13 protein-coding genes are annotated in these 15,415 nt (G+C 45.2%); 7 read left to right on the top strand and 6 right to left on the bottom strand.

What is annotated here, in order from left to right; genetic code table 11:
• Positions 1 to 80: 80 nt before the first annotated feature.
• Positions 81 to 2,450: a helix-turn-helix domain-containing protein gene (locus L6I86_RS07435; protein WP_236285932.1), complete on the bottom strand. Its 2,370-nt coding sequence runs from the start codon at positions 2,448 to 2,450 to the stop codon at positions 81 to 83.
• Positions 2,451 to 2,579: 129 nt separating this feature from the next.
• Positions 2,580 to 3,845: an MFS transporter gene (locus tag L6I86_RS07430; RefSeq protein WP_236285931.1), complete on the bottom strand. Its 1,266-nt coding sequence runs from the start codon at positions 3,843 to 3,845 to the stop codon at positions 2,580 to 2,582.
• Between the two features lie 157 nt (positions 3,846 to 4,002).
• Here L6I86_RS07430 and L6I86_RS07425 point away from each other — a divergent pair, with 157 nt between their 5' ends.
• The 3 genes from L6I86_RS07425 (at position 4,003) to L6I86_RS07415 (ending at position 5,462) form a co-directional block, all read left to right on the top strand.
• Positions 4,003 to 4,236 (top strand): cold-inducible protein YdjO-related protein, encoded by a 234-nt coding sequence (locus L6I86_RS07425; RefSeq protein WP_056616791.1) that lies wholly within the window; start codon positions 4,003 to 4,005, stop codon positions 4,234 to 4,236.
• Positions 4,237 to 4,400: 164 nt separating this feature from the next.
• Positions 4,401 to 4,823 carry a DUF2663 family protein gene (locus L6I86_RS07420; RefSeq protein WP_236285930.1) on the top strand — a complete coding sequence of 141 codons (423 nt, stop codon included), beginning with the start codon at positions 4,401 to 4,403 and terminating at the stop codon, positions 4,821 to 4,823.
• 30 nt (positions 4,824 to 4,853) lie between these two features.
• Positions 4,854 to 5,462 (top strand): carbohydrate-binding family 9-like protein, encoded by a 609-nt coding sequence (locus L6I86_RS07415; RefSeq protein WP_236285929.1) that lies wholly within the window; start codon positions 4,854 to 4,856, stop codon positions 5,460 to 5,462.
• A 226-nt stretch (positions 5,463 to 5,688) separates the two neighbouring features.
• On the opposite strand, the gene L6I86_RS07410 is transcribed toward L6I86_RS07415, so the two are convergent.
• Complete coding sequence (locus L6I86_RS07410; protein WP_236285928.1) at positions 5,689 to 6,888, bottom strand: ornithine--oxo-acid transaminase; 1,200 nt, start codon at positions 6,886 to 6,888, stop codon at positions 5,689 to 5,691.
• Positions 6,889 to 7,124: 236 nt separating this feature from the next.
• Here L6I86_RS07410 and L6I86_RS07405 point away from each other — a divergent pair, with 236 nt between their 5' ends.
• Positions 7,125 to 8,543: an aspartate ammonia-lyase gene (locus L6I86_RS07405; protein WP_236285927.1), complete on the top strand. Its 1,419-nt coding sequence runs from the start codon at positions 7,125 to 7,127 to the stop codon at positions 8,541 to 8,543.
• Between the two features lie 61 nt (positions 8,544 to 8,604).
• On the opposite strand, the gene L6I86_RS07400 is transcribed toward L6I86_RS07405, so the two are convergent.
• Entirely contained in the window at positions 8,605 to 8,967 is a 363-nt protein-coding gene (locus L6I86_RS07400; RefSeq protein ID WP_276574822.1) for a glyoxalase superfamily protein, read from the bottom strand.
• Positions 8,968 to 9,000: 33 nt separating this feature from the next.
• The gene (gene rocF / locus L6I86_RS07395; protein ID WP_420851858.1) at positions 9,001 to 9,909 is read right to left on the bottom strand and encodes an arginase; all 909 of its coding nucleotides are present in this window, start codon (positions 9,907 to 9,909) and stop codon (positions 9,001 to 9,003) included.
• Positions 9,910 to 10,145: 236 nt separating this feature from the next.
• Here rocF and L6I86_RS07390 point away from each other — a divergent pair, with 236 nt between their 5' ends.
• Positions 10,146 to 11,441 (top strand): hemolysin family protein, encoded by a 1,296-nt coding sequence (locus L6I86_RS07390; protein WP_236285924.1) that lies wholly within the window; start codon positions 10,146 to 10,148, stop codon positions 11,439 to 11,441.
• A 55-nt stretch (positions 11,442 to 11,496) separates the two neighbouring features.
• Here L6I86_RS07390 and L6I86_RS07385 read toward each other — a convergent pair whose 3' ends face one another.
• On the bottom strand, positions 11,497 to 12,729 hold the full coding sequence (locus tag L6I86_RS07385) for an aminopeptidase (protein WP_236285923.1): 1,233 nt from the start codon (positions 12,727 to 12,729) through the stop codon (positions 11,497 to 11,499).
• A 169-nt stretch (positions 12,730 to 12,898) separates the two neighbouring features.
• On the opposite strand from L6I86_RS07385, the gene L6I86_RS07380 reads away from it, so the two are divergent.
• Together L6I86_RS07380 and uxaC are read left to right on the top strand one after the other, a co-directional pair.
• Complete coding sequence (locus tag L6I86_RS07380; protein WP_236285922.1) at positions 12,899 to 13,831, top strand: VanW family protein; 933 nt, start codon at positions 12,899 to 12,901, stop codon at positions 13,829 to 13,831.
• Positions 13,832 to 13,966: 135 nt separating this feature from the next.
• Positions 13,967 to 15,367, top strand: coding sequence for a glucuronate isomerase (uxaC, locus tag L6I86_RS07375; protein ID WP_236285921.1), 1,401 nt, complete (start codon positions 13,967 to 13,969; stop codon positions 15,365 to 15,367).
• The last annotated feature ends 48 nt before the right edge of the window (positions 15,368 to 15,415 follow it).

The following is a 15,415-nucleotide window of genomic DNA, read 5'->3' as shown; positions in this document are numbered from 1 at the left end:
GGGTGAAAAGCGCTTATTTCAAGAAAATAAGAGCGGTTTCCCGCTCCTATCTCAAACTATCACCTAGTTATTTCCTTCCGTTACTTCTCAAGCATTTCCTTATATTTACCTGGCGTAATGCCCTCGACTTTCTTAAATACACGAATAAAAGCGTTAATATCATTAAACCCGACCCCATATGCAGCATCGCCAACGGATTGTTCTTTCCCTTTGAGCAGCTGCTTAGATTTCTCAATCCGCACTTTATTGATCCGATCGAGTAAACCTTCTCCTACATAATCCTTGAAGAGTTTGGATAAATACGTGGCTTTGCGATCAAAATGACTGCCAATCATCGTTACATTCAAGTTTACATCCGTGTAATTGTGTTCAATATAGGTATTGACTTGCTCCACGAGCTGTTGAAGTGCTTTCTGCTTCGTTATTGAATTCGCATGTTGCCGCTTAGCGGCCGTATACGCACAGACTTGTGTAAGCATGTCATCTAGCTGGAGCTCCATATCTTGGACGGTTTTTGCGTTCAATAGGCGATCCAGCTGCTTCGGATTGCGAATGAAGAAGCTTTCCTGCATCCCGCCAGTGTCGTTAAGACTTTTCATTATCGTAGTCACTAAGCCCATCATTAAACATTTGGTTAAAGAGACGGAAATACCTGAGCCTTCATAATTTTTCTCCATGACCTCACGAAGAATTTGGCGAGCATCTGACAGTTCTCCGAACTTCAATGCATTGAGGAATTGTTGCTCCACGCCCATTGGATAATAATAACCTGAAGGATTCTCACAGTGTGTATGAGGTTTGAGATCATTGTAGGCGAGAATTTCATGTCCACCCATGACAAGCTTGTAAGTCATCGCATCCAAGGCTTCCAAGAAAGCTTGCGGAACACTTGAAATGTGCTCATTCACGTTACTTATTGCAATAGTGAGATGGATATCATAGGTGGAAGCAAGGAACGTTTGCGCTTCTTCTGCTATTCGCAGTAACTCCTCTTTGGCGCTGTGGCCATCCTCCATGGACAGGTTCACTAAGCACGCAAGTGTATCTTCAATTTCTGCGACATAGCCGCGGTGTCGCTGTGAGACTAGTTCTTCAACCACATTACTTACGATAAATTGAAGCAGCTTCCACTTCTCCTCGTCAGGCGTGTTTGTAATGCGTTCGAAGAACGCTTCACTTTTATCAGTGACGAAGAGCATGACCGCAAATTCTTTCCGATCTAGCTTCATATCAAACGTTGTTAAGGCTTCGGCAATAGGTATTTTACCGTCAAGTTTACCTTTCAACAGCTTTTCTACGAAATGAGACCGCACGATATGCCGGTGTTGTTCGACTTTGCTTTTGAAATCAGCCATCTCAATTAACGTACTATCCACGGCTTCCTGAATGAAATGAAATTCATTGTAGGTTTTGCTGGATTCTATGGACTGCTTCTTCGAGAAAGCGTGTACCAAACGCCGAACAGGGTTGTAATTTCTTCGAAGGAAAAAGAAGGTCAATATACCTCCGCCTAGCAAGCTAATCAACATGCTTAGATAGGTCAGATTGCGGATATGTGAGGCTTTCTGCCAATAGGTTGTGCTAGGCATGATCGAGATGTATTTGAGCTTGGAACGCGGCGATTGAATATTAAACACTTCATATTTCTCGCCATCGTTACTTTTAAAATAGAAATTCGTTGCTTGATCCAGGTTCGCATAAGGGAAATCCACGGGCATCGTGCCTTCCGAGCTGGACGCTAGAACTTGATTCTGTTCATTCAGAATAAGGACATGCCCTTTATTGAAGATTTCCATGTTTTGAATAGCTCCAAGAATGCGGGATTGATCGATCATGATGACATTCGTTGCGAGCGGTTGGTCATGTTCAAAGGGATACGTGCTAATATACGCAACTGTTTTCCGAAGACTATTATCGTCGCCAATCCGGTACATCGGGATGAATCCTTTGAAATTGCTGCGAGTCATAATCGATTGCCAGGAAGAGAAGGGGAAATCATCGCTTTTGTGCAGCGTCTCGTAAGCAAAATCTTTCGAACGAACGGTCGTTGGGAGTATGACAGACTGATTCTTGTTCAAGTACACATAAAAAGAGTCGATTAAGGGATAAGAGGTTTTGTACATAGAGAAGCTCTTTGCAATTTGATAGGTATCATAAGGGAGATCTTTCGGATAGGTTTCATATTTATTCGAGTAGAGCAACTCTTGTACATTCACATTCCATGTGATTTCAAAATTGAGCTGTTCCATCGCTTTGAATTGGTTATCCATGACTTCGCGGACTTGCTTAAGCAAGGAGTCATTCGCTTGTTGAATTTCTTCCTTTAATGTACGGTTGGACTCTACATATAGTAAAAGACCTATCACGACAGGAAGCAGGAGGATGACAATATAGGAAATTAACCAGGTTAAGACGATACTTTGTCCATTAAAAATGAGCTTTTTCCGCATAGGTAAGGCCCCCTTGGCATTCTACTTGTCATATGAGCACTGAGAAGTAGGTATGAATGCGCTCTCATTCTATTGTATTTCCTTTCCTTCGTCTACGTCAACGAGGGAAAGGAGCTTTTTTCGGTGGGTTTATTCCAGTGTTTTAAAACGCTGCTTGCCAAAGAAAAAATAAAATAAAAATGAAATAACGGAGTATACAACGGCTGTGATGCAAAAGGCGTAGGCATATCCGAAATAACTGCCGTATCGGAAGACGAGGCCTGTACTAATCGGTGATGCGATAAACCAACCGAGGTTGAATACCGCTTCGCCAGAGCTTGAGGCTAGTCCGCGAAGCGAACGATGGACATAGCTCATTTTGATCGAATTATAAAAAGGATTTGCCGCATTCATTAGTGCTTGGCGGAATAGATAGCCACCGGACGATAAAAAAAGGTTAGCTGAAAAAGCGGTGATGAGCAGAAAAGGAATCGAACTCAACTGCAGATAGACGACGGATTTCACCTCACCATAACGCTTGGCTATCATAGGCCCAATTAAGAAGGCTACGCCAGTAGCAGCTTGTCCTAAAGCAACGATGATACCAATCGCGGATTTCGATGCCTCAAAGCGATCTTCAAAATACACATTGAGATAGGGAACAATCATTCCGCCGCCAAGTGAGGAGAGTAGTCCAAGCAAACAGAATATCGCGATGACTTGGATAGATGTTTTATGCTCACGCCAAGTGGCTTTCCAACTCAAAGATTCGCGGTGCGGTGTATCTTCTTCCTTCTCGAGATCACTTTTTTCAAAAAGAGACATCGGAATGACACCCAGTGCTGCGATGGCGACGCCAATGAGCAAGGTATATCGTAAGCTATGAATTTCGTCTAAGCCAATTAAGAATTGGAAGAAATCACAAAGCACACCACCGATGGCAATGCCAATGACATTGGCGAGCATAACCAAAGCCATATTGAGTGAAAACAGATGAACCCGCTGCTGAGGCGTGGAGTTATTCGCCATGAACGGCAGAATTGTCGCGGAGACGACAGCTAGCGCCATGCCCCCTAAGAAAGCGGAAATCAGCATGCCTTCATGGAGTTGAATGAGTGATCGTGCGGTCAGTGCGGCAATTGTAAAAATGAGACCGAAAGAAATGACGCGCTTAGGGCCGAAGCGATCGTTCATGATGCCCGCCGGGATGAGGATGATGGCCGCGGCCAAAGCTGTCATCCCTACGATGCTGCCTACCATCGTTTGCTCATAGCCCAAGCTTCTTACATAGAGGTTGTACACAAGCCCAAACATGCTAATGCCCAAGTTCCAAACAAAATTGAACCAGAAAAATAGCTTAATATTTCGGCTATAGCCTTCGAGTTGAAGCTTCCATTCGCGTAGTAGATTGGTCATGCGATATTCCTGCCTTTGTATTTTGTGTCTAAATTGCAATCGCTTTGTCTATTCTACCACTGGTAAATACTTTTGAACACGGGAAAGACTTGATATTCGATGCGATCTGTATAATAATAAGTAGTCTAATCTACGAAGCAGGGAGCACATAATTGAAATGTCTACAACAACGAGTATTGTAACGGAAGAACAGAAACCAGAAGTTGAACAGATTGAGATTTGGAAATGTAAAGCAACAGAATGTAAAGCTTGGGTTCGCAAAGAATTCGTAACGGAAGCTTTACCAACTTGCCCGCTTTGTAAAACACAGATGGTACGCAGCTACAAGCATGTACCGGTAGCAGCTAAAAAAGGAAATAAAAAGTTCCTTGTAGGAAAGAAACGGTTTTAATCGGAATTATTGATAATTTCTACTAAATAATAGGTCAAGATCAAGAGCATCTTCAGCGAGGCGTGAAGAGTGATGCTCTTGGTCTTTTTTTATGGAAAGAATAGCAATAGACAAGCATAGCATGGTAACGAGGGGGAGATGCTGTGATTGGGCCTACGATAAATGTGAGTGATGATACAGAAGTCATGTTGAAAGAGTTGCAAGATAGAAAGATGAAATGGGACAATTTGAAAAAAATGCAACCCATTCTATCGATCGCGACAGGGGCAATCTTATTAATGGCCATTTATATGTTATATCGACAAGTCATCGTCCGTTCGGGCGGTAACGCCATCATGGTATTAGATTTGCTCATTTCGAATAAACTGTTATGCGGCTTGTTGCTCGCATGTATCACGCTGTTTCTGTATGCCTCTAATCGGTCGCGCGAAACAGAGAAGGCGAAGAGTAAATATGAAGATTTACGCATAGAAGCGATTGAACGTTTGGAGGCTTCCTGGTTGAAAGATGTGAAGTCAGAAGCAAGAGACCAAATTTCGAGCTTCCTTTCCAAGGAACATGATATTAATATAGTCTATAAGAATTGATTTGAAAGAGTGGGGGAGCAAGGAATACAGATGAGATATATTTGTCGCTACATAGATGAAGGTAGTCGTGTGAAATGGGAAGATGTACAAGTTGGTTACTTGCGTGATGTGGTGTCGGCGGATGCACCGAGACTGGAAACCCGCTTTCGAGCATACTGGACTGCGGAGAGTCTGCACATTCGATACGACTGTGAGGATGACCATGTGGTGTCGACGATGACACGGCGTGACGATCCTCTCTACGAGGAGGACGTAGTAGAAGTGTTCCTTGACCCATTCGGCGGCGGCACGACCTATTACGAGTTTGAAGTAAGCCCGCGGGGTGTCTTGTTCGATGCGTTGATTCATAATAAGCTGGATGGGAACAAGGATGTGGATACCTCGTGGATTGCGGAGGGATTCCAAGCCGAAGTCACACCAAGTAACGAAGACGGATGGCTCGTCTATGATGTGCGGATCCCATTCGCGGATTTGGATGACGCAGGGGTGCCTCATTCCGGAGCGGTCTGGCATTGGAATGTATTCCGTATCGATGATGATCGCGATGGCGTTCGGCATTATTCAGCCTGGTCGCCTACAGGGATCGTTAATTTTCATGTTCCTCAGCAATTTGGGGAACTTGTGTTTGTTAAGGAATAGACTCCTGCTCCTCTTTATGGGGAGCGGGATTTTTTTAATTGTGAAATTGACTTATGTAGCTTCAAAGGCCTAAGTCCACGCGGCGTAACTCGAAAAAATCGACTTACGCAAATAGCCTAACTAAATCGATCAAATCAACGAAAAAATCGACTTCCAGACGTTGCAAAGCCAAGCTGCGCCTGTGTAAGTCGAAATAATCGACTTACACACGTCCCGCCGCTGCGACTCACTCCACTCGCAACACTTCGTGTAACTGCTGCCAAGCCCAATCCAGCTCATCCTTCGTGATCACAAGGGGAGGCGCCAAGCGAATAATATGCTCGTGTGTTTCCTTGCACAGCAGGCCTTTATCCTTCAATGCTTCGCAGAATGGCCGGGCCGGGACCGTCAAATCGATCCCGATGAATAAGCCGCGGCCGCGAATTTCCTTAATGAGCGGATTCTCGATTTCCTGAAGCCGCTTCAGGAAATAAGCCCCCAGCGCATCGGAACGCTCTGCGAGCTGTTCCTGCTCCAACACCTCAAGTGCAGCAATCCCGACGGCGCAGCCGAGCGGGTTGCCACCGAACGTCGAGCCGTGCGAGCCCGGCTCGAACACCTCAAGGACCTCCCGATCTCCGGCTACGGCCGAGATCGGAAAAACACCGCCGCCAAGTGCTTTGCCCAGCACATACAGGTTCGGCGTGACGCCTTCCCAGTCACTGGCAAAGCGGCGGCCGGTACGGCCGAATCCCGTCTGGATTTCGTCCGCAACGAACAATACCTGATTCGCCTTGCAGAGCTCATAGCTTTCCCGCAGAAACCCTTCCTGCGGGATTACAATGCCAGCTTCCCCCTGAATGGGCTCGACAATAAACCCGGCGGTGTTCGGCCCAATCGCCTCCCGCAATGCATCGACATCGCCGTATGGAATCATCCGGAAGCCTGGCGTGAATGGCCCGAAACCCCGTTTGTATTCCGGAGATGAGGAGAAAGAGGTGACGGTCACGGTACGACCGTGGAAATTACCCTCACAGACAATGATCTCCGCCTGATTCTCGGGAATCTTTTTCACATCGTAGCCCCAACGTCGGACAGCTTTGACAGCCGTTTCAACCGCTTCTGCCCCCGTATTCATAGGTAATATCATGGGTTTACCCGTATATAGCGCCAATTTCTCATAGAACTGTCCAAGGATCTCGCTATGGAAGGCTCTAGAAGTCAAAGTAAGCTTGCCTGCTTGTTCAACTAATGCATGGATTATATGTGGGTGACGATGCCCCTGATTCAGAGCTGAATAGGCGCTCAGCATATCCATAAATCGCTGGCCTTCGGGGTTTTCAACCCAAACTCCTTCGGCTTTTGAAATCACCAACGGCAGCGGGTTGTAATTACGTGCACCATATTTCTCAGTTTGCTCAATAATCTTCGAGCTTTGTGTAGTCATAAGTTTTCCCTCCCCGTAACATAAATCAAGGTTGTACTTCATTGTATTCTATTATTAGCGTACGATGACTTCTTGAGTATATAATTGAAAAATAGGCGAGGATTTGCAATCTTAGCTATCCGGTGCATATCCCTCACTTTTAAGCTAAAAATAACCATGTTAGTGGACTTATTGTCGTTCTAGGTTCAATCGAGGCTTTGGGAATGAAATATGAAGTGAAAAAGGATGGTAATCGAATGAGTTATCGCATCGAGAAAGACTTTTTAGGAGAAAAGCAAGTCCCATCTCATGCCTACTACGGCATTCAAACGATGAGAGCAATTGAAAATTTCCCGATCACAGGTGTTACGATTCATGTTGAACTTATTACTGCGTTAGCGGAAGTGAAGCGTGCAGCGGCACAAGCGAATATGGATACCCATATGCTGCCTAAGAAAATTGGAGAAGCCCTAGTACAAGCTGCTGAAGAAGTGAGTGGAGGTAAGCTCTTAGAGGAATTTATCGTCGATTCCATTCAAGGCGGAGCAGGTACCTCCATCAATATGAATATGAACGAAGTGCTGGCCAATCGATCCCTAGAGATTCTAGGTGAGGAAAAAGGAAGCTACTTCCACTGTAATCCGAATAATCATGTAAATATGTCGCAATCGACGAATGACGTGATTCCAACCGCGATCAAAATAGCTGCCTACCGCTTGTCGGAGCAATTAATAGAAGCCTTAATGTCCTTACAAAGCGCATTTGCACGGAAAGAAATTGAGTTTGATGATGTGATCAAAATGGGGAGAACCCATCTACAAGATGCCGTGCCGATCCGTATGGGTCAAGAATTTGGCGCTTATGCGCGTGTATTGATGCGTGATATCCATCGAATCAAGCAAGCGATGCGAGGGCTTCTGATCGTCAATATGGGAGCAACTGCCGTTGGTACAGGGCTTAATGCCAAGCCGGAATATGTGGAGCGAGTTATGTTTCATTTGAAAGCGGCGGCTGGTATTCCAGTTGAAATCTCGGAGCATTTAGTCGACGGTACACAGAACATGGATGCATACACCGAGCTATCTGCGTCACTTAAAGTATGTGCTGTGAATCTCTCCAAAATATGCAATGATATCCGCATGATGGCTTCTGGACCTCGCGCAGGGTTAGGCGAGCTTAAGTTGCCGCCAAGACAGCCAGGTTCGTCCATTATGCCGGGTAAAGTAAATCCCGTGATGCCGGAGGTAGTGAACCAAGTGGCTTTCCAGGTCATAGGAAACGATCATACGATTTGTTTGGCCTGTGAAGCAGGGCAGTTTGAGCTTAACGTGATGGGGCCAGTTCTTGCTTTTAATCTCTTGCAGTCCCTTAAAATATTACGAAATGCGGCTAGTGTATTCGAACGCTTCGCAATTGAAGGTTTGGAAGCGGACCGCGAACGGTGTAAAAATTACGTGGAGCAAAGCTTCGGTATCGTAACCGCGTTAAATCCGCATCTGGGCTACGAGGTTGCCGCGCAGTTAGTTAAGGAAGCTGTACGCACAGGTCTTACCTTGAAGGAACTCATTTTAGAAAGAGGACTTCTTACAACGGAGGAGATTGAGGAAATTCTGAATCCAATTCAGATGACCACACCAGGTATTGCTGGCGACAGACTGCTGCGCCCCGCAGATTAACGCAACTCCTTATATAACAATCCCCCCATCTCGAGCAAAGAGATCGGGGGTTTTTGGTGTGTTACGATACGTTTCTCTCGAAAAAGATGATACGGTTACCAAATGGATCAATCACCGTAACTTCACGGGTGTCCCAAGGTGTTTTATGGATGCCGGGGCGCGAATATTTCGATTTTTGCGCCAGTAATTGGGCGTGAAAGGATTCGATATCTGCCAGTTCAACGCGAATCGCAGCTCCAGGGGTGCAGTCCCCGTGATGCTCCGATAAATGGATCGTGAGTGCATCCAAGGTAACTTCCATGTAAAGGGGCAGATCAGGTTCAAAACGGTGTTCCCAAGCCAAGGTAAACCCTAGATAATCTAGGTAAAATTCCCTAGCTTTCGTTTCATCAAACATTCGGAAAATAGGTGTGACCCCTTTGATGCTTGGAATAAGATCTCCCTCCTACGCAGTCGATTATAAAATTTGATCCCCGAAGAAAGAACTGATAAGGCTTACTGCTAATTCGGAGGTTTTGTTACTTTCATCCAGTAGTGGATTAACCTCAACAAATTCAGCAGACGTCACAATGCCGGCTTCATGCAGCATTTCTACAGCGAGATGAGCTTCGCGGAACTGTAGACCACCTTTGACAGTTGTTCCTGTTCCAGGTGCCTCTATGGGATCCACGGAATCGACATCATAGCTAAGGTGAACGCCATCTGTTCTTATTTTAATATAATCAATCGCTTCTTGCATCACACGGGCCATCCCTTTGCGGTCAATATCGTACATCGTGTAACATTTGATGCCGAGCGAACGAATCAGCTTCTTCTCTCCTTCATCAAGCGAACGAGCTCCGATTAGTACGATATTTTCAGGCCTCACCTTGGGAGAAATCCCGCTGATCTGGGTCAATAAAGGATGCCCAATGCCAAGGCTGACGGCAAGTGACATCCCGTGTATGTTTCCAGAAGGGCTTGTTTCTGGTGAATTTAAGTCCGAATGTGCATCAATCCAAATGACCCCTAATTGCTGATAATGACTAGCTAAACCTGCAATGGTACCAATGGCAATACTATGGTCGCCACCGATAACGAGTGGGAAATAATCTTGGGTTACGACGCCAGAAATTTGCCTAGCTAATCGCGTATTTATATCAATGACTTCTGCGAAATGTTTGAGGTTTGTGGTATCGACATGGGCATCTAAAGGTGTTAACTTCTCGTTCAGGTGCAGATCTGAAACATGATCAACGCAATAGCCCATTTGGTGTAAGGCGGGAAATAATCCTGCTTCCAATATAGCTTTAGGCCCATGACTGGCACCTCGGCGACCTGCCCCTAGATCAAAGTTGACACTGATTGCAGCGATTTTTGGTGGGATACTCATCGGATCAACTCCTTCTGATGGGATGATTTTGATAATAAATCCTTGAGCCACACTCCTTTGACTAACATTCCCAATCTGCATGTAACCATCCTTATATACTATATGAAGCTATATTTTCTTTGTTCGTTGGTGAAATCCTTTTTATAGCTATGGGGATTCGTGGAAATTGATAAGTTACTCCAAGAAAGTTAAACTTATAGAGATAAACTAAACGCTGAAGGTAGGTTACCATGTTAATCAATTTGGTTTTAATCGCAGTACTGATTGTACTTACCGCTTTTTTTGTCGCGACAGAATTTGCAGTTATTCGGATTCGTCCAAGCCGCGTAGATCAAATGGTTGCAGAAGGCAAGAAAAATGCACTAGCTGTTCAAACCGTTACTTCGAATTTGGATGGCTACTTATCCGCATGTCAACTCGGCATCACGATTACCGCGCTAGGGCTTGGTTGGTTAGGCGAGCCCACGGTCGAGAAGATCCTCGGTCCTTTGTTCCATGGGCTTGGTGTAGGTGAAACACTGTCGCACATCCTATCTTTTGGTATCGCCTTTTTATCGATTACTTATATCCATGTTGTTCTTGGTGAACTAGCTCCCAAAACGTTAGCGATCCAGAAAGCAGAAGCGATTTCAATTCTAACTGCTCCGTTTATTATTTTCTTTTATAAAATTATGTACCCATTCATTTGGATTTTAAATGGCTCAGCGACTCAACTCGTCAAGCTATTTGGCGTTAAGCCAGCAAGCGAACACGAAGAAGCTCATTCCGAAGAGGAAATACGCATTATTTTATCAGACAGCCTTGAAAGTGGAAAAATCAATAAGACAGAATACGGATATGTGAATCGCATCTTCTCATTCGATGAATTGTTGGCGCGTGAAATCATGGTCCCACGTACGGATATGATCTGTCTTTATGCGGATAAATCACTTGAAGAGAACATGAATATTATAATCAAAGAACAATACACACGTTTTCCCGTAGCCAAAGAGAGCAAAGATCATATCATTGGATTCGTCAATACGAAGCAATTTTTCTTAAGTTACATCTCGAATCCGGATTTTAATTTCAAAGGTTTACTTCAACCAATTATGACGATTCCCGAAGGAATGCCTGTGAAGTCTCTGCTCAAAAAGATGCAACGTGAAAACGTACATATCGCTTTGCTGATGGATGAGTACGGCGGAACGTCCGGATTGATAACGATTGAAGATATTCTAGAGGAAATCGTAGGGGAAATTCGTGATGAATTTGATAAAGATGAACTGAAAGAAATTGACAAGTTAGCCGAAGGGCACTATGTCGTCGACGGTAACGCCTTGATCATCGAGTTAAACGCTAGATTGGGACTTGACATACAGGACGAGAATGTGGATTCTATCGGTGGCTGGTTATATAGTAAGCAGTCGGAATTGAAAATCGGTGAACTCTGGCAGTATCAGGAGTGGACTTTCATTGTGCGTGCTAGAGACACGAATCGAATTCGTCAAATTGAGCTTATTAAAAATCAAATCATACATAAGTAGAAAAAGAGGGATCCCTCGCCACTTACATGGCATTCAGGGATACCCTCTTTTTTAATTAAAACGCCCAATTCCCCTTACGAAAGATCGGTTCTAACGTGCCATCCGCGTGTTCACCGTCAATATCCATCTCGGCAGAGCCGATCATAAAGTCGACGTGAATGAGGCTGTCATTCAGCCCTGCTTGCAGCTGTTCTTCTTTGGTCATCTTCGTACCGCCTTCAATACAAGTCGGGAAGGCACGACCGAGGGCCAAGTGATTTGAAGCATTTTCATCATAGAGCGTATTGAAAAAGATTAAGTTTGTGTTTGAAATTGGTGAGACATGCGGCACGAGTGCGATTTCGCCCAAGAAGTGCGCGCCTTCATCCATCTCAATCATCGCTTGCAGCGATTCAAAGCCTTGCTCAGCTGTGTAGTGGGTGACGCGGCCTTGCTCGAAGGTGATCGAGAAGTTATCGATCAAGCTGCCTTGGTAGCTAAGCGGCTTGGAGCTGCGGACGGTCCCATTCGTTCCTAGGCGATTCGGGGAAATGAACACTTCCTCTGTCGGGATGTTCGGGTTGAAATCGAAGCCGCCTGTTTCGTTCGTCGCAGAACCGCCTCGCCAAATGTGCTGAGGTGGAAGCTCCACCGTAAGCTCCGTTCCAGGAGCGCGGTAATGGATTTTATGAAATTGTTTCTCATTCAATTGTTCCCGTTTGCTACGGAGAGTCGCGTTGTGATCCTGCCACGTTTGTACAGGATTTTCTTGATCTACACGGGTGGCTTCAAAGATCGCATCCCAAAGGGCTGTGACTGCAGCCTGATCTTCGAGATCAGGGAATACCTTTTGTGCCCAGGCTAGGGAAGGGGCAGCGATGATGGACCATGTCATTTTGTAAGAGGACATGTATTCACGCCATTTGACCAGCAGGGGACCTGCCGCTTTCGCATTCGCTGAGATTCGAGCAGGATCCACATCCTTCAGCAGCTCTGGGTTGTCCGCGTCAATCCATAAGTAGGCGCCATTGTTTTCAGCTAACTCGGTTAGTGCTTGCGCACGCCAAGCGGGGTATTCATTGAATGATTCATCGGGTGCGTGTGTATAGCGGATTTGGGTACAGATTTCATCCTGCCATTCAATATGTACATGCTTAGCGCCGGCTTCGTACGCTTTACGAGTGATGAGTCTTACGAATTCGGGGTGCCCAATTGGCGCATTAATCCAAAGCGATTGACCAGCTTGAATGTTGAGTGCAACTCGAACAGTCAGCTCCGCATATTTCTCAAGATTGTGTTCAAACGTCATTAGAAAAATCCTCCTTTTACTTCATCTTGTTTGAAGTTTATCGCTCTGCTCGTCGACTGTCAAATAAATTTTACCGTCAGTGGAAATCCATTTTCAAAATGTATCTGAGTTGTCATTGCATGGAATTTTGACATTTGTTTACACTAGGGGCAGGAGGTGAATTGCGTTCATGCGCTATGAATGGCTATTGGGCCTGTTACTGCTTGCCCAGCCCAAAGAATTGCCTTTTCAACTATCGGAGAATTCGAATGGTGAAAAGATGGCTCAGATTAGGCGAGAGCCGATTACGACCGATCTCTTGGATATTCCACTGGTAGATACGCAGAAATTAGACCGGCTTGCTGAACAAATTGACAAAACGATTTACCGCAAGCCAATTAACGCTACAATTAGTGACAGTGGGGGCATTGTGAAAGAGATTGCAGGCGTTCGGTTGAATCGAAGTGCTTTTATCAACCAATTCTATGGGCATTTTTATTCAGAAGGCCCGATGAATGTAGCGTTACCGCTGCATTCCTTGTATCCCAAAGTAGATAGTGAACTGCTTGCCAGCATTCGAGTCCGTCCAATAGGCTATTATGTTACCTATTTTAATTCCCGGAATAGTCACCGTGTAACGAATCTCAAATTAGCCACACAGGCGATCAACAATTATGTTGTGCAGCCGAATGAGACGTTTTCTTTCAATCGCGTTGTAGGCGTTCGAACACCGAGCAGGGGGTATATGTCGGCCAAGGTGATTGTAAGGGGGGAATTCTCCGAGGGAATCGGTGGCGGTATTTGTCAAATATCCTCAACGTTATTTAATGCGGTTGACCGTGCAGGGCTCACGATTATTGAAAGGTACTCCCACAGTCGATCGGTGCCTTATGTGCCCCATGGAAGAGATGCTACCGTGAATTGGGGCGGGCCTGATTTTAGTTTTCGTAACGATTATAATCAGCCGATCTTAATTCGTGCACATGTATTGTCTGGTTCTGTCCATATCAGCATCTCTTCTTCGGACCAGATTAATGTGAAATCCCGTCATGTTCCTGGTGCTACAGAAGCGATACCAGAAGAAATTGAAACAAATTCAAATGTAAGAAGTACGCTACCTTAGCCGCTATGAACCCTTCTAGAGGTCAAGATATGCATATTTTATGAAATAAAAGCACGAAATCGCAAGATTTCTAAGCTGATTTTTTGCTAATATAGATGGCAGATCATTCAGCTTGAGAAGGGTGGAAATCGCTTTATGAAAACGTTTTTAGACGAAAATTTCTTACTTAACAATGAAACTGCCGTACATCTTTTTCATGAATATGCCAAAGAACTGCCGATTATTGACTATCACTGCCACTTAAGTCCGAAGGAAATTTATGAAAATAAACAATTTAACAACATAACCGAAGCTTGGTTATATGGTGACCACTACAAATGGCGGATGATGCGTGCCAACGGTATCGACGAGTCCAAAATTACGGGTGAAGCTAGTGATTATGATCGCTTTGTAGCATGGGCTTCCACGCTTCCTATGGCGATCGGCAATCCATTGTACCACTGGTCCCATATGGAACTTCAAACGTATTTCGGTGTGTACGATATCATTAATGAGCAGAATGCACCAGCAATTTGGGAAAAAGTGAATGCGAAGCTGGCTGAGGGTGGATCCCGCGCTAGAGACCTGATCACAAATTCCAAAGTAACGGTCATTTGTACAACTGATGATCCTGTGGATTCCTTGGAATACCACATCAAAATCAAAGACATTGAAGGATTCGATACGCAAGTATTGCCATCCTACCGTCCGGATAAGGCGCTGGAAATCAACCGTGCTACCTTCCTTCCATGGATTGCTCAACTTGAAAAAGCAGTAGGCACGCCGATCCGCACGTATGATGATTTATTGGCTGGTTTAGAAAGCCGCGCTGTCTTCTTTGACTCTGTCGGCTGTAAAGTGTCTGACCATGCGTTGGATTATGTGCCTTTTGCGGCAGCGACCAAAGAAGAAGTTGACGCGATCTTCGCGGCAGGACTTGCTGGTCAAGCAGTGAGTCTGGAAGATGAGAAGAAGTACAAAGCATTCACACTCATCTTCCTTGGCGGCATCTACAAGAAATTGGATTGGGCGATGCAGTATCATATCAACGCTTCCCGAAACAACAATGGACAGGCGTTCGCTAAGCTAGGACCAGATACAGGATTTGACTCCATTGGTGATAGCCCGGTTGCGGGTGCATTAACGGGATTGCTGTCCGCACTTGCTGTGGCAGATTCATTGCCGCGTACCATTCTATATTCCTTGAACGCGCGTGACAATGAGATTCTTGCTTCCTTAATGGGCAGCTTCCAAGGCGATGGCATCGCTGGCAAAATCCAATTGGGTGCCGCATGGTGGTTCAATGATACACGCGATGGCATGATCTCCCAAATGAAATCCCTCGGCAACTTCGGTTTGCTCGGACGTTTCGTTGGGATGCTTACGGACTCCCGCAGCTTCTTGTCCTACACGCGCCACGATTACTTCCGTCGCATTCTATGCAACATGATCGGTGAGTGGGTTGAAGCAGGTGAGTTCCCGAACGACGAGCAGTTGTTGAAACAGTTGGTTCAAGGTATTTCCTACAACAATGCCAAGCAATATTTCAGTTTCTAAATGGCAAACCTTTGTGTGAGCGCGAGCTTGCACGAAGGTTTTTTTATT

It is taken from the genome of Paenibacillus allorhizoplanae, from assembly GCF_927798215.1.
Taxonomy (GTDB): Bacteria; Bacillota; Bacilli; order Paenibacillales; family NBRC-103111; genus Paenibacillus_E; species Paenibacillus_E allorhizoplanae.
Note: the sequence above shows the minus strand (reverse complement) of the source record. Positions and strands in the feature narration are given on the sequence as shown.